This window comes from Vibrio sp. C8 (assembly GCF_054051265.1).
In genome coordinates this window covers 103,823-118,201 of sequence record NZ_JBPAOE010000033.1, presented here as the reverse complement: position 1 = coordinate 118,201, position 14,379 = coordinate 103,823, and the positions used below count along the sequence as shown (strand labels likewise).

Sequence of the window (14,379 nt, the reverse complement as noted above, 5' to 3'; positions counted from 1 at the left end):
CTTTTCCTGACCTCGATCACTATTCTTCATTTTCTTAATATCAAAATTACGATTTATTTCTGATGAAATTTTATTCGTGATATTTCATCTTGATTTAGTTAAATGCCTTATCTCATATAGGTTCCTAGCAATTATTTTGTGACGAAACAAAGAAAATACTTCATAAAAGCGATGGCTTGTTGCATAAATACTCAACGGTGATGTCATTTATTAGCCAGAAAAAGGCTGGTAAAGGATAAATCACTATTGAAATAGTTAATAATTTGTAAATACAATGCTGCATTAACTGAAATGCAATACAAAATTTCAAGCTTATACTTTTGTAGTTAGGTCGACGATCTACAAAGCATGCGGTATCGATAAGGGACGAACAATGACAACTGAAATTAATGTAGAACGCGGTCTGTTTGATGAGGTAATGGTACCTTGTTACAACCCGATGGAATTCATCCCGGTTAAGGGACAAGGCTCACGAGTATGGGACCAACAAGGTAAAGAGTACATTGACTTTGCTGGTGGTATCGCTGTGAGTTGTTTAGGTCATTGTCATCCTGCGTTGGTTCAAGCGTTGACTGAGCAAGGCAACAAGCTTTGGCACCTAAGTAACGTTATGACAAATGAACCTGCATTGCGTTTGGCAAAGAAACTGACACAAGTCAGCTTTGCAGAAAAAGTGTTCTTTTCAAACTCTGGTGCAGAAGCAAACGAAGCAGCCCTAAAACTAGCTCGTCGTTATGCTGCAGATAAATTCGGCCCTGAAAAATCTGAAATCATCGCCTTTAAACAAGGTTTCCACGGTCGTACTTTCTTTACCGTTACTGTCGGTGGCCAAGCGGCTTACTCTGATGGCTTTGGTCCAAAACCGGGTGATATTACTCACCTTGAGTACAACAACGTTGAAGCGTTGCGTGCACACATTTCCGATCGTACTTGTGCTGTGATGATCGAGCCACTCCAAGGTGAAGGCGGTATTGTCTCTCCAACACCTGAGTTCATTCAAACTGTTCGTGAATTGTGTGATAAGCACAATGCGCTACTGATTTTCGATGAAGTTCAAACGGGCAACGGTCGTACTGGTCACTTTTTCGCTTATCAAGGACTAGGCATTACTCCTGATATTTTGAGCACTGCTAAGTCTCTAGGCGGTGGTTTTCCTATCGGCGCAATGCTAACGACCACTGAACTGGCAGAGCACTTGAAACCAGGTACACACGGTTCTACCTACGGTGGCAACCCATTGGCTTGCGCAGTAGCAGAAGCAGTTGTAGACATTATTAGCCAGCCTGAAACTCTAGCGGGTGTTATCGAGCGTGAAGCTCTTTTCCGTGAAGGTTTAGAGAAGATCAATGCGAAATACAATGTGTTCTCTGAAGTCCGTGGTAAAGGTTTACTGCTTGGTGCAGCTCTGACTGAAGAGTGGCAAGGACGTGCGCGTGACATTCTTGTTGCCGCTGGTAAAGAAGGTCTGATGATTCTGATGGCAGGTGCAAACGTGGTACGTATGACACCATCACTCATTATCGAAAAAGAAGAAATTGAAGAAGGCTTAGCGCGTTTGGATAAAGCAATCGCATCACTTATGTAAAACTAAGCTATTAGGCTCACTCTATTTTGTGAGCCTACTGGGGCCTAATGATTAGGCCCCAAATGCATCTGGAGGGAAGTATTGATGCTAGTTGTTCGCCCAATTGCTATGTCGGATTACGACGCGTTGCACACCTGTGCTGTTGAATCTGGTCATGGTTTCACTTCATTACCGGTTAACGAAGAACTGTTAACCAACCGTATAAAACACTCTGAATACAGCTTTACTAAACCAGATGTTACTTCACCATCGGATGAAGGTTACTTGATGGTCGGTTTTGATTCAGAAACGGGTGAAGTGGCTGGCACAACAGGAATTGAAGCCGCTGTCGGTTGGGATGTTCCGTTTTATTCCTATCACATCAGCACCATAGTGCACTCATCACCAAAGCTGAATGTAAACAATGTGGTTAAGTTACTGACTTTTGGTAATAACTACACTGGTTGTTCGGAGATCTGCACACTGTTTTTGCGCCCTGAATTTCGTCAAGGTCTCAACGGCAGACTAATGTCTAAATGCCGATTTTTGATGATGGCTGAACACCCACATCGATTCTCTAAGACCATTTTTGCTGAGATGCGTGGCGTCTCGGATGAAGATGGCAACTCACCATTTTGGCAATGGCTGCAAGAACATTTTTTCTCAATTGATTTCACCATGGCTGATTATCTTACTGGCATTGGCAAGAAAGGCTTTATTGCCGATTTGATGCCTAAGCTGCCGATATATATCAACTTGCTCAGCAAAGAAGCACAGCAAGTAATTGGTCAGGTGCATGAAAAGACACGACCTGCTCTTAAGTTACTGGAGAAGGAAGGGTTTACCTGTCGCAATTATGTCGACATCTTTGATGCGGGCCCAAGCGTGGAGTGTGATATCAACAATATCGATTCAGTACGCAACTCAGTTCGAGTGAAAGTCATTATTGCTGAACACTCAAGCTCGCAAGACTTTTTAATCTGTAATACATCGTTTGAAAACTTTCGAGCGACCGCCGCAAAAGCAGCATTCAACCGTGAAAACGGCAGCGCAATTATCTCTCCAAAAGTAGCGAATGCACTAAAAGTAGATAATGGCGACTTTATTCGAATTTTGGCTCAGTAAAAGTATTTAAGGAACACATCATGACTCAGTGGATCGCAGGACAATGGTTAGAAGGCAAAGGTGAAATACTTTCATCTTTAAGCCCTTATAACAATGAGGTCATTTGGAAAGGTCAAAGTGCAACACAAGAGCAAGTAGAAGAAGCCGTTGTTTCTGCTCGCAATGCATTTGTTAGCTGGAAAAAACTGCCTTACGCAGAGCGTGAAAAAGTGGTTGTCGCTTTTGCTGAAAAAATTAAAGAGAACAGCGAGCAAATTGCAGAAGTGATCGCGAAAGAAACGGGTAAACCTATTTGGGAAACTCGCACTGAAGCGGCAGCGATGGCCGGTAAAATTGCTATCTCTATTCGTGCGTACCATGACCGCACTGGTGAAACCGTGCGTGAAGCTTCGGGCAACCAAATTGTACTTCGTCACCGCCCACTGGGTGTTATGGCCGTGTTTGGTCCTTACAACTTCCCAGGCCACTTACCGAATGGGCACATTGTTCCTGCTCTTCTTGCGGGTAATACCGTTGTGTTCAAACCGTCAGAGCAAACACCATGGACGGCAGAAGTCACTATGAAGCTCTGGGAAGCCGCTGGTCTACCAGCAGGCGTTATCAACCTAGTTCAGGGCGGCAAAGAGACAGGTATTGCTCTGGCTCAGTCTAAAGGGATTGATGGTCTATTGTTTACGGGTAGTGCCAACACGGGCCACATTCTTCATCGCCAGTTTGCTGGCCAGCCAGACAAGATGCTGGCGCTAGAAATGGGTGGCAATAACCCAATGGTGATTTCTGAGAACTTTGGTGATTTGAACGCAACGGTTTACACCATTATTCAGTCTGCATTTATCAGTGCTGGTCAACGTTGTACTTGTGCACGCCGTCTGTACGTTCCTGTTGGTGCGAAAGGTGATGAACTGGTTGCTCGCTTAGTTGAAGCGACGAAGAAGCTGCGCATGGATCAGCCATTTGCTGAGCCAGCACCATTTATGGGGCCTCAAATCTCTAAAGCGGCGGCGGACTTCATTCTTAATGCCCAAGCCAACCTACAATCTTTAGGCGGTAACAGCCTTGTTGAAGCGCAAAGTAAAGGTGCTGCATTTGTATCTCCGGGTATTGTTGATGTTACTGCTATCGCAGAGCTTCCTGATGAAGAGTACTTCGGCCCACTACTGCAATTGGTGCGCTACCAAACTCTAGAGCAAGCGGTTGAGCTGGCTAACGATACTCGCTTTGGTCTCTCTGCTGGCTTAGTGACAACAGAAGATGCGGAGTGGGAATACTTTGTTGACCATATTCGTGCCGGTATCGTGAACCGTAACCGTCAGCTAACGGGTGCAAGTGGTGATGCTCCATTTGGTGGTCCAGGTGCTTCGGGTAACTTACGTCCAAGTGCATTCTACGCTGCGGACTACTGTGCATACCCAATGGCGTCGATGGAAGGTTCTGCAACCGAGCTTCCGGCGACACTAAGCCCAGGTGTTGAGCTATAACAAAGTTATTCAGGCTTCATCGAAAGGTGAAGCCTGTTTGTCTAAAACTGAAAATCAATAACGACTTAAACTCGATAAACAGTAGTAATCTGCTTTATGTAACCTCTTTTTCCAATCCAATACGTCGTGTTCATGAAGCCAAGGAGGCAATATGACACCAGAAGTTCTGTTTCAATCATTGTGGAATGATTACATCACTCGCCTTTGCCCTTCTGCAGATAAAGTTCATCGCCTGTTAGAAGAAGGTGAAGCGCTAATCAATGACCATATTGCTTTGCGCACATTTAATGTTGCGCCGCTAGGTTTGGCGACGTTAGCAAAACCTTTCTTAGCCCTCGGATACAAAGATTGTGGTGACTATGTTTTTGAAAGCAAAAAACTGGTTGCAAAACACTTTGAACATCCGGATCCTCTTCAGCCAAAAGTATTCATCAGTGAACTGAAAGTTGAAGAGTGTTCACCACAGCTACAAGAGATCGTTGCGAAGTTGGTTGAGCAAGTCGATGCAACTAAGCTCGAAGGTGATGCATTCCTTTATGGTGGTCGTTTGTGGGACATTAGCTTTGCTGATTACCAGTTGCTAGCAGAAGAGAGCGAGTACGCTTCTTGGTTAGCGGCCCATGGTTATGGAGCGAACCACTTTACGGTTAACGTAAACCAGCTCAAGGCATTTACAGAAGTAAAACAAGTGAATGACCATTTACGTGGCGCAGGTTTTACTATCAATGAATCGGGCGGTGAAGTGAAAGGAACACCAGAAGTACTGCTTGAGCAGTCTTCAACTATGGCAGATAAAGTTCCAGTAGTATTCAGTGATGGTACTGAAACGGTACCTGGTGGCTTCTACGAGTTTGCTAAGCGTTATCCAATGGCAAACGGAGAGCTATATACAGGCTTCGTAGCTGCATCTGCAGATAAGATTTTCGAGAGTACCGATAGTAAATCTCTTGCTTAGTAGAGAGAGATAACTTACCGAGCTTTATGCATTCGTTAATAGAGCCGCAAAAAGAAAAGCCACCAGAAGGTGGCTTTTGAATTTTGTGTAATAGCGTTAGCTATTAACGAGTTCCGTACACAACGATAGTCTTACCGTGAGCTGAAATTAGGTTCTGCTCTTCAAGCATCTTCAGAATACGACCTACTGTCTCACGAGAACAGCCAACGATTTGACCGATTTCTTGACGAGTAATCTTGATCTGCATGCCGTCTGGGTGAGTCATTGCGTCAGGCTGTTTCGCTAGGTTAAGAAGCGTTTGTGCAATGCGGCCTGTTACGTCTAGGAACGCAAGGTCACCAACTTTCTGGCTTGTTACTTGTAGACGACGAGCCATTTGACCAGAAAGACGCATTAAAATATCTGGGTTAACTTGGATAAGCTGGCGGAACTTCTTAAATGAAATCTCTGCAACTTCACATGGAGATTTAGCTCGAACCCATGCTGTACGCTCTTGACCTTCTTCAAACAAGCCAAGTTCACCGATGAAATCACCTTGGTTTAGGTAAGAAAGGATCATTTCCTTTCCTTCTTCATCTTTAATCAGTACCGCAACAGAACCTTTAACAATGTAGTACAAAGTTTCTGCTTTCTCGCCCGCGTGAATCAGCGTGCTTTTTGAAGGGTACTTATGAATGTGACAATGTGAAAGAAACCACTCTAATGTTGGGTCGGTTTGAGGTTTACCTAGAACCATAATATCTCACTTCCTCTGCAGGGTACGCTTGCTGCTATCCATATTATTTAGCAAAGCTTAAAATAGGTTTACTAGAATAAGAGGACTTTATGGTCGCTGCAAGCTATCTTGTGTTTCGGTTAAGAATAGTATCCTTTTTCAGCGACATTTTCTTGATTTTAATCGTGTCCATACCTTGATTTTTTACGCAAAAATGTGCACATGGTCACGGTATCGGAACTAAACGCATAAACCTTGTTTCGATTAGCCAATTTTCCCCGTTTCAATAAGTTGCTGTAGGATTGGTCTTACGATTAATTCCATAGCAAAACTCATTTTTCCTCCCGGAACCACAATGGTGTTATGGCGGGACATAAAAGAGCCATCGATCATTGCAAGTAGATATGGGAAGTCGACATTTTTAATGCCACGTAGGCGAATGACTACAAAACTTTCGTCCAGACTAGGGATGCCTTTGGCATTCAGTGGGTTGGATGTGTCTACAGTTGGAACTCGTTGAAAGTTAATATGCGTGCGTGAAAATTGTGGTGTGATGTAATTGAGATAGTCATCCATTGAGCGGACGATAGAATCCATCACGGCTTCGCGCGAGTGTCCCCGATCGCGAGTATCACGGACGTACTTTTGAATCCATTCAAGGTTAACAATAGGTACCATGCCAATCAGGAAATCGACATGCTGCGCCACATTAACCTCACCATCTACCACACCGCCATGTAACCCTTCATAGAAGAGTACGTCTGTACTGGTTGGAAGCTCTTGCCATGGAGTAAATGTTCCGGGCATTTGATTGTAGGGAACTGCCTCGTCAAAGGTATGCAGATAGCGTCGGATTTGGCCTGTACCTGCTTTTCCGTATTGACGGAAAAATTCGCTCAAAGCGCCAAAGTCGTTGGCTTCTGGACCGAAGTAGCTGATATGACGACCCTGCTCTCGGGCCTTGCGGATTTCAATATCCATTTCTGGACGAGTGAAACGGTGAAAGCTATCACCTTCAACCCAAGCGGGTTTAACACTCATCATATTGAACATTTTACGGAATGCTTCTGACGTTGTAGTAGTGCCTGCACCTGATGAACCGGTTACGGCAATAATTGGGTGTTTTGCTGACATGACTAACCTTGTCTAAAAATCCTAAAATAAGGCGCTGAAATATCATCATCGCCCAAGTTGAAGCCACTATAACATGGAATCTCAATTGTCACTGATTATCGATTATTAACTTTGATATCAACACTTTCGTGTAATTCAGAATAAACAATCATCGCATCACCGCTTCTTAGTAATGCTTTGATTTGGTCGATTTTATGCGCCAGAGAAACTTCAACTTCACCATAATCTGTGCCTTCTCTGAGCACGAATTCAGTGATGAGGTTTTCCAATGTTTCTGGTGCAATATCTTGCCAAGGTACAATCATAACTTGCTCGTAATTCTACTTAATGTAGTTTCGTTAATATAACGCATGCCAGTCTATTAACTGGCGTGTGAATTTCTTCATTGCTGGCGCATGCTTAATCTTGAGCGTCTTTCAAGCTTTCATAATAAGCAGGCAACGCTTTTTCCAACCAAAATTCTGGTTTTAGGATGCTTCCGGATACAAAGCCAACGTGTCCGCCTTGTTCAAACAAGCGATAGTCGATGTTGTCAGGTAGGATAAATTTGGGAATCACAGAATCATTCATAAATGGGTCGTCTTTAGCGTGAATGATCTGAGTGGGTACTTTAATTTGCTGTAGTTTGTTAATGCCAGAGCATTTCTCGTAGTAGTCTTGCGAGTTTTTAAATCCATGCAGTGGTGCTGTGATTAGGTCATCGAAATCACTGAGGTGAGTAACGCGTTTAATGCTCTGGTAGGAAAGCCCTAGTTCACCTTTGAGCAGATGATGCTTTTTCATGGCACTGTTTTTAAGTGATGAAACTAGATAGCGGCGATAGATTTTTGAAAAACCGAGTTCAATGCGTTGAGCGCAAGCCGCTAAATCCAAGGGGGCGGAAACTACCGTTGCAGCTGTGACTATTGGATCTTCATTGTAATCAGCCAAGTAGTTCACCAGCATGTTGCCACCCAGTGAAATGCCTGTTGCGACGATAGTGCTATTCGGAAACTGTTCTCTTAGATATTCCAGAACAAAACGGGCGTCTTCTACCTCACCGGAATGGTATGCGCGAGCCAAATTATTAGGCTTACCGCTGCAACCACGGAAGTGCATCATGACCGATAACCAGCCATCTTTGGCAAAGGCTTGCATTAACCCATTGGCATAAGGGCTATAGAAGCAACCTTCCAGACCGTGAAATAGAATGAAAATGGGCTTTTTCGCTGCGTTTTCACTATGTGGTTCTTCACTCCACGCTAAGTCGAGAAAATCACCATCAGGTGTATTGAGTGTCTGCCAGACAGGTTCAAACAGCGCCTTCTTACGTATAAAGCGCGGGACTAATGTCTGTAAATGTGGGTTCTTCAAGCCTGTAGCGGCAACAAACTGAGTCATCGTCCAACCATCAAATTAATATAATTGTTTTTGCTAAGTTAATGCTGCAGTTTTGGTGACTGCAACTTAAAGTGGTCTGTTTATATTGAGTATATACCCAATTAAATAAGCGGGAAGGTTCAGTTTCTGGGTGCTGGTTTGGCAAACTGTTTAGCGAGGTTTTCGGCACCGAGTTGTCGGCAGTAACGTTGGGTAAGAGGGGCGTCTTCATTGTTCATTAAAGTCAGACTATTGATGCAGTCCACTAAGTCAGACTGTTGCTGTTTTTCTAACTGCAATTCAAATTGCAGCGCTTCGCGATATAAGGTGTCTGGCAGAGTAGCTTTTAATTTACGGCGTAACTCGCGATAGCTATGCAGTAGTGTTTCCGAGCGTCCAATACATTCAAGTACGGTTTGCCAATCTTGTTCAAGAAACGCGACTTGCTGCTCATCGAGCCATTTAAGCAGCAAGAGCAAATTCACATTGCCGTTATAGTGGTTTTGCAGGTGTAAGCACGCCTCTTTGACTTCTCGAACGCTGTAGTACTGCAAGCTGAATTGCCATAGTCGTTCCAACGTGAGTGAAATTCTGACGTGCTCTTGGGTCATTGACTGTTGAACTCCTGTTCCATTTCTTCCAACGTCTCTTGCTCGCTCATCCACTCCATTTCGATCTCTTCGAGTTCGGATTTTGCTTGAGCTTGAGTAGAGAGAACTTGGTTAAGTTTAGCTTTGTTTTCTGCATCATACAGTGAGGACTCCGATAATTGTTGTTCAGAGTCCGCGACAATTTCGTTCAACTTATCCATTTTTGCTTCGAGTTGTGTCAGCTTTTTGCGAATTGGCGCAGTCAGCTTGCGAAGTTCTGCTTCACGGCGTTTTTGATCTTTCTTGGCGGCAGCACTGTTAGCATTGTCTTTCGGTGCAGTTTGAGCTTGTAGTTCTTTACGTTCTGCTTTTTGTTGGTCTTGAAGCCACTTGTAGTAATCCGTTAAATCACCATCAAACGGTGCCACTTGGCGGTCATGAACTAAGTACAAATCATCGGTTGTTGCACGCAGTAGGTAGCGGTCGTGGCTGACGATTACCATTGCGCCTTCGAAACTTTGCAATGCAAGAGTCAGGGCTTGGCGCATATCCAAGTCTAGGTGGTTGGTTGGTTCATCAAGTAATAGTAGGTTTGGTTTTTGCCACACAATCAGTGCCAACACTAGGCGCGCTTTTTCACCGCCAGAGAAGGGACCAATTTTTTCCAGTGCTTTATCGCCATTAAAGCCGAAACTACCCAGATAGTTGCGCAGTTCTAATTCGTTTTTCTCTGGCGCGATTTGCATCATGTGTTGCAAAGGAGTCTCTTCTGGATGAAGAGTTTCAAGTTGATGCTGAGCGAAGTAACCAATTTTCACCCCTTGTGAGTAGGATAAATCACCACCTTGTGGAGTTAGTTCATTGGATAACAACTTAATTAAGGTTGATTTACCCGCACCGTTACGACCAAGCAGACCAATACGGCTCCCCGGTACCAGATTAAGGCGGATTTTTTCTAAGATAAGGTTATCGCCGTATCCCGCACTCACGTCATCCATCATCAAAATTGGGTTTGGCAGTGCAGACGGTTCGCGAAACTCAAAGCTGAATGGGTTATCAAACTGTGCTGGTAACACTTTTTCCATTCGTTCTAAAGCTTTAATCCGGCTTTGTGCCTGACGAGCTTTAGAAGCTTTGTAACGGAAGCGATCGATGTAGCTCTGCATGTGAGTCATCTGCTTTTGTTGCTTCTGATACATGGCTTGTTGTTGCAACATCTTTTGCGCTCGTTGATTTTCAAACGATGAGTAGTTGCCCGTGTATTCATTCAACTTTTGATTCTCAATATGAATGATACGGTTGATGATCGGGTCTAAGAAATCTCGGTCGTGGGAAATCAGAATTAAAGTTCCCGGATAGCTTTGTAACCAGCGCTCTAACCACATCACGGCATCTAAATCTAAGTGGTTGGTTGGTTCATCGAGCAATAGCAAATCAGAGCGGCAAATCAGTGCTTGTGCAAGGTTTAGGCGCATACGCCAACCACCGGAGAACTGCGTCAGGTTCCATGACATTTGTTCTTGGCTAAAGCCTAAACCGTCCAGCAGTTCTGAAGCGCGAGCTCGGATGCTGTAACCGCCAATGGTTTCGATTTTGCCATGCAGTTCAGCGACTAGTGTGCCATTGTCTGCAATTTCAGCTTCACCAAGCTGACGTTCTAAATCTCGGTATTCTCGGTCACCATCGATAACGTATTCCAAAGCACTGCGCTCTAAGGCGAGGGTTTCCTGTGCCACCCAAGCGAGTTCCCACTGTGCAGGTTTACTGAATGATCCAGCATCAATAGACAACTCGTCTTTTAAGAGGGCAAATAGGGTGGATTTACCACAGCCGTTTTTACCCACTAAACCGACTTTGTCACCCGGGTTGATGGTTGCTGATGCTTGGTCGAGCAGAGGTTTTCCGCCGCGTAGTAGTTGGATGTCCGAGAAGATAATCATAAATTTGTTTTAGCTATTAATAGAGTTGCCGTTGAGATTTCGCCCAGAATAGTAGGGGCAACGAGGATAAATGTCGATCATTATGCAATTTACGTTATGATGCTAAGCAACAGTTACCAATTTGATAACGTTACGGAGTGCCGTCAAGGAATGACACAAGATACGCCGTCTGCTTTACAAAAGCCTAAAATATTAGTGATTTATGCTCACCCTGAGCCACATCACTCCATAGCAAACCAAGTGATGATTAAAAAGATCTCTTCACTTGAGCACGTCTCTATTCTTGATCTCTATGCCACATACCCAGATTTTTTCATTGATGTTCAAGCTGAGCGCCAGCGCTTGTTAGAGCATGATGTGATTGTCTTTCAGCACCCTTTGTATATGTATTCCTGTCCGGCATTACTTAAAGAATGGATGGATAGAATACTGGCAAAAGGATTCGCCTTTGGCAACAAAAGTGCGCTGCAAGGGAAAGTTTGGCGCAGTGTCATCACCACTGGCGGCAACATCGATGCTTTTGGTGAGAAGGGCTATAACCGTTATCCACTGAAAGACATTTTACAACCATTTGAGCTGACGGCGGCATTGTGTCGTATGCAATGGATAGAACCCATGGTGCTCTATTGGTCACGCAATGTTAGTGACATTGAGCGATATCAACACGCAGAAGCCTATAGACAGTGGTTATTGGATCCGTTAGCTGAGCAAGGAGGGCATCATGGCTGAATTCGGCAGTGATTTTTTGCAAAGCACGGTGGTTTTTCTAACCGCGGCGGTTGTGGCGGTTCCTTTGGCGCAAAGAGCTGGACTGGGCTCTGTATTGGGATACCTGTTAGCGGGTGTGATCATCGGGCCTTGGGGATTGGGCTTAATCAGCGATGTTGAAGCGATTATGCACTTTGCTGAGTTTGGCGTGGTTTTGCTGCTGTTTCTGATTGGTTTAGAGCTAAATCCGAGAAAACTGTGGCAAATGCGTGGGCCAATTTTGGGACTGGGTGGGGCGCAGGTTGTGGTGACGACAGCCGTGATTGCAAGCTTGACTTCGTTGCTGGGCATCGGCTGGCAAAGTAGTTTAGTTATTGGCATGGGGTTGGCGCTCTCTTCAACCGCAATTGCATTACGCGTCATAGAAGAAAGAGGTTTAACTCGAACAGAAACGGGACAATCCGGTTTTGCTGTTCTGCTATTCCAAGATATTGCTGTTATTCCTATGCTGGCGTTGTTGCCCGTACTGGCAGGTAATACTGGCGGAAGCTGGCTTGATGTCGTCTGGATGTTATGTGGCATTGTCGGTTTATTAGTGGGCGGTCATTACCTTCTGAGCCCTCTGTTTCGCTACATTGTATTAAGTGGTGTGCGAGAGTTGTTTACCGTTGCTGCGCTATTGCTGGTGATTGGTATCGCTCTGTTGATGCAACAATTAGGTTTGTCGATGGCGCTTGGTACCTTCTTAGCTGGGGTGCTGTTGGCCGAAAGTGAGTTCCGTCACGAGCTGGAAATTGCTATCGAGCCCTTCAAAGGCTTGTTGCTTGGCCTGTTCTTTATCTCTGTCGGAATGGCGGTTGATTTAGGGTTGTTGGCTCTTGAACCATTAAGCATATTGCTGGCTGTGATCGCTCTGGTGACAGTCAAAGGTTTACTTCTTTATGTGCTCGCCCGTTTTTCTGGTACTCGGGCTAAAGCTCGCAGCCGAATGGCTGCAATACTGAGCCAAGGCGGTGAGTTTGCTTTTGTTATCTTTACTGCAGCGAGCAGTCAAGGGTTACTCAAATCAGAGCAAGTTGCCTTTTTACTCGTTGTGGTGAGCTTGTCGATGGTGACCACGCCGTTGTTGCTATCGGCTCAAAGCCGTTGGTTTGCGCGTAATTTGAATAGCTCCGATGAAGAAAAGTTGGCATCGGACGTGTTTGATAAAGAACCGAGGGTTATCATCGCTGGATTTGGTCGTTTTGGGCAAATTGTTGGCCGCTTGATGTATGCCAACAAGATCAAAATTACGGTATTAGAAAGTGATGCCAGCCAAATAAAATTACTACGCAAATACGGATATAAAGTATTCTATGGCGACGCCACTCAGCTTGAGTTATTGCGAGCGGCGGGCGCAGATGAAGCAGAGGCAATTGTTATCTGTACCGACGCGCCTGATGAAGTGGTGAAAATTGTTGAGCTTTGCAAACATCACTTCCCTAAATTGAAAATATTGGCTCGTGCACGTAGCCGTGTTGAAGCCTACCAACTAATGAATCACGGTGTAGAGCGTTACTCTCGCGAAACCTTTTTAGGTGCGTTGGATCTTGGTCGACAAACGTTAATCTCGCTGGGTATGCATCCTTATGAAGCTAAAAGAGCCGAAGCTCATTTTCGCAAGTTGGACATGGCAATGCTTAAAGAGTTGCTACCTCAACATAATGAAGGTAAACGGCTTAACTTAAGAGCCAAAGAAGCTCGTAAAGAATTGGAAGAAATTTTTGGCCGCGAGATGGACGGTGATAAACAGTCTCGTAGCTATTGGGAAAAAGACTAAAAGAACAAGTAAGTAGTAGGAACCAATACGTGAATATAAAAAAACGCTTTATTGCAGGGGCGAGTTGTCCGAGTTGTAAAGCTCAAGATACCTTACGCTGGTGGATAGAGAACAACATAGAGCTGGTGGAATGCGTTGAGTGTGATTATTCAGAACAGCGTAAACCAAAAGCTGTAGAGAAAAGTGAACACGGTCAAGAGCAAATGATCGGTATTTTTAAGCCGGAATAATTGAGTTTCTGCTCACGATCCCCATAATATCCACCATTAGATTATTTTTAGGCATGACTTTATGTGTCTAAAAGCACCAAAACCGCCCTGGAGCCGTTATGAAAATTGAAAAGAACGTGGTTGTAAGCCTTGCTTACCAAGTAAAACTGGAAGATGGCATCGTTGTTGACCAATCCACAGTGGAAGCACCACTAGATTACCTACATGGTCACAACAACCTAATCACTGGCCTTGAAAAAGAGCTAGAAGGCAAAGTAGCAGGTGACAAGTTCACTGCAACTATCGCACCTGAAGATGCATACGGTGAGCACAGCGATGATCTTGTTCAGCGCGTTCCTGCAAACGTATTCCAAGGTGTTGATGAGATCGAAGTAGGTATGCGCTTCCTAGCGGATACAGACCAAGGTCCAATCCCTGTAGAAATTACAGAAGTTGATGGTGATGAAGTTGTGGTTGACGGTAACCATATGCTTGCTGGTCACACTCTGACTTTCGATGTAGAAGTTGTTGCAGTTCGTGAAGCAACTGCTGAAGAACTTGAGCACGGTCACGTACACCAAGCGGGTGGCTGTGGCGGCCACGGTCACGATGACCACGAATGTTGTGGTGGTCACGGTCATGATCACGACCATGACCACAAAGATGGTTGTTGTGGCGGCGGTCACTGCCACTAAACTGTGCGGTGGGCTTGCTATAAGCAGCTCCTAGCCCTATAAAAGAAAGCGTGAGTCGAGCAATCGGTTCACGCTTTTTTATTTTCGA

General features: G+C 44.7%; 14 protein-coding genes. 8 read left to right on the top strand and 6 right to left on the bottom strand.

What is annotated here, in order from left to right:
* Positions 1-373: 373 nt before the first annotated feature.
* The 4 genes from ACRQQK_RS14820 (at position 374) to ACRQQK_RS14805 (ending at position 5,122) form a co-directional block, all read left to right on the top strand.
* Positions 374-1,585, top strand: coding sequence for an aspartate aminotransferase family protein (locus ACRQQK_RS14820; protein WP_457512653.1), 1,212 nt, complete (start codon positions 374-376; stop codon positions 1,583-1,585).
* An 84-nt stretch (positions 1,586-1,669) separates the two neighbouring features.
* Positions 1,670-2,689, top strand: a complete 1,020-nt coding sequence (gene astA / locus ACRQQK_RS14815; RefSeq protein WP_457512652.1) for an arginine N-succinyltransferase — start codon at positions 1,670-1,672, stop codon at positions 2,687-2,689.
* A 20-nt stretch (positions 2,690-2,709) separates the two neighbouring features.
* On the top strand, positions 2,710-4,167 hold the full coding sequence (astD, locus tag ACRQQK_RS14810; RefSeq protein WP_457512650.1) for a succinylglutamate-semialdehyde dehydrogenase: 1,458 nt from the start codon (positions 2,710-2,712) through the stop codon (positions 4,165-4,167).
* Positions 4,168-4,318: 151 nt separating this feature from the next.
* Complete coding sequence (locus tag ACRQQK_RS14805) at positions 4,319-5,122, top strand: 2-oxoadipate dioxygenase/decarboxylase family protein (RefSeq protein ID WP_457512648.1); 804 nt, start codon at positions 4,319-4,321, stop codon at positions 5,120-5,122.
* 103 nt (positions 5,123-5,225) lie between these two features.
* Here ACRQQK_RS14805 and crp read toward each other — a convergent pair whose 3' ends face one another.
* The 6 genes from crp to ACRQQK_RS14775 all read right to left on the bottom strand — a co-directional run bounded on the left by crp (position 5,226) and on the right by ACRQQK_RS14775 (position 10,860).
* Positions 5,226-5,858, bottom strand: a complete 633-nt coding sequence (gene crp / locus ACRQQK_RS14800) for a cAMP-activated global transcriptional regulator CRP (RefSeq protein ID WP_004728582.1) — start codon at positions 5,856-5,858, stop codon at positions 5,226-5,228.
* 243 nt (positions 5,859-6,101) lie between these two features.
* Positions 6,102-6,971, bottom strand: a complete 870-nt coding sequence (locus ACRQQK_RS14795; RefSeq protein ID WP_457512645.1) for a phosphoribulokinase — start codon at positions 6,969-6,971, stop codon at positions 6,102-6,104.
* 95 nt (positions 6,972-7,066) lie between these two features.
* On the bottom strand, positions 7,067-7,276 hold the full coding sequence (locus ACRQQK_RS14790; RefSeq protein WP_457512644.1) for a YheU family protein: 210 nt from the start codon (positions 7,274-7,276) through the stop codon (positions 7,067-7,069).
* A gap of 94 nt (positions 7,277-7,370) precedes the next feature.
* Positions 7,371-8,351 (bottom strand): hydrolase, encoded by a 981-nt coding sequence (locus ACRQQK_RS14785; protein ID WP_457512642.1) that lies wholly within the window; start codon positions 8,349-8,351, stop codon positions 7,371-7,373.
* A gap of 119 nt (positions 8,352-8,470) precedes the next feature.
* Entirely contained in the window at positions 8,471-8,941 is a 471-nt protein-coding gene (locus ACRQQK_RS14780; RefSeq protein WP_457512640.1) for a TIGR02444 family protein, read from the bottom strand.
* Positions 8,938-10,860: an ABC transporter ATP-binding protein gene (locus tag ACRQQK_RS14775; protein ID WP_457512638.1), complete on the bottom strand. Its 1,923-nt coding sequence runs from the start codon at positions 10,858-10,860 to the stop codon at positions 8,938-8,940. Before ACRQQK_RS14775 ends, ACRQQK_RS14780 begins: the two co-directional genes overlap by 4 nt.
* Positions 10,861-11,010: 150 nt before the next feature.
* On the opposite strand from ACRQQK_RS14775, the gene kefG reads away from it, so the two are divergent.
* The 4 genes from kefG (at position 11,011) to slyD (ending at position 14,291) form a co-directional block, all read left to right on the top strand.
* Entirely contained in the window at positions 11,011-11,589 is a 579-nt protein-coding gene (kefG, locus tag ACRQQK_RS14770) for a glutathione-regulated potassium-efflux system ancillary protein KefG (protein ID WP_457512636.1), read from the top strand.
* The gene (gene kefB / locus ACRQQK_RS14765) at positions 11,582-13,387 is read left to right on the top strand and encodes a glutathione-regulated potassium-efflux system protein KefB (protein ID WP_457512635.1); all 1,806 of its coding nucleotides are present in this window, start codon (positions 11,582-11,584) and stop codon (positions 13,385-13,387) included. Before kefG ends, kefB begins: the two co-directional genes overlap by 8 nt.
* Positions 13,388-13,416: 29 nt before the next feature.
* Complete coding sequence (locus tag ACRQQK_RS14760) at positions 13,417-13,617, top strand: YheV family putative zinc ribbon protein (protein WP_102962870.1); 201 nt, start codon at positions 13,417-13,419, stop codon at positions 13,615-13,617.
* A gap of 98 nt (positions 13,618-13,715) precedes the next feature.
* Positions 13,716-14,291, top strand: coding sequence for a peptidylprolyl isomerase (gene slyD, locus ACRQQK_RS14755; RefSeq protein ID WP_457512633.1), 576 nt, complete (start codon positions 13,716-13,718; stop codon positions 14,289-14,291).
* The last annotated feature ends 88 nt before the right edge of the window (positions 14,292-14,379 follow it).

Excerpts from the sequence above, each read along its gene's own strand:
- ACRQQK_RS14820 (WP_457512653.1), top strand. The coding sequence starts at position 374 with ATGACAACTGAAATTAATGTAGAACGCGGTCTGTTTGATGAGGTAATG.
- astA (WP_457512652.1), top strand. The coding sequence starts at position 1,670 with ATGCTAGTTGTTCGCCCAATTGCTATGTCGGATTACGACGCGTTGCAC.
- astD (WP_457512650.1), top strand. The coding sequence starts at position 2,710 with ATGACTCAGTGGATCGCAGGACAATGGTTAGAAGGCAAAGGTGAAATA.
- ACRQQK_RS14805 (WP_457512648.1), top strand. The coding sequence starts at position 4,319 with ATGACACCAGAAGTTCTGTTTCAATCATTGTGGAATGATTACATCACT.
- crp (WP_004728582.1), bottom strand. The coding sequence starts at position 5,858 with ATGGTTCTAGGTAAACCTCAAACCGACCCAACATTAGAGTGGTTTCTT.
- ACRQQK_RS14795 (WP_457512645.1), bottom strand. The coding sequence starts at position 6,971 with ATGTCAGCAAAACACCCAATTATTGCCGTAACCGGTTCATCAGGTGCA.
- ACRQQK_RS14790 (WP_457512644.1), bottom strand. The coding sequence starts at position 7,276 with ATGATTGTACCTTGGCAAGATATTGCACCAGAAACATTGGAAAACCTC.
- ACRQQK_RS14785 (WP_457512642.1), bottom strand. The coding sequence starts at position 8,351 with ATGACTCAGTTTGTTGCCGCTACAGGCTTGAAGAACCCACATTTACAG.
- ACRQQK_RS14780 (WP_457512640.1), bottom strand. The coding sequence starts at position 8,941 with ATGACCCAAGAGCACGTCAGAATTTCACTCACGTTGGAACGACTATGG.
- ACRQQK_RS14775 (WP_457512638.1), bottom strand. The coding sequence starts at position 10,860 with ATGATTATCTTCTCGGACATCCAACTACTACGCGGCGGAAAACCTCTG.
- kefG (WP_457512636.1), top strand. The coding sequence starts at position 11,011 with ATGACACAAGATACGCCGTCTGCTTTACAAAAGCCTAAAATATTAGTG.
- kefB (WP_457512635.1), top strand. The coding sequence starts at position 11,582 with ATGGCTGAATTCGGCAGTGATTTTTTGCAAAGCACGGTGGTTTTTCTA.
- slyD (WP_457512633.1), top strand. The coding sequence starts at position 13,716 with ATGAAAATTGAAAAGAACGTGGTTGTAAGCCTTGCTTACCAAGTAAAA.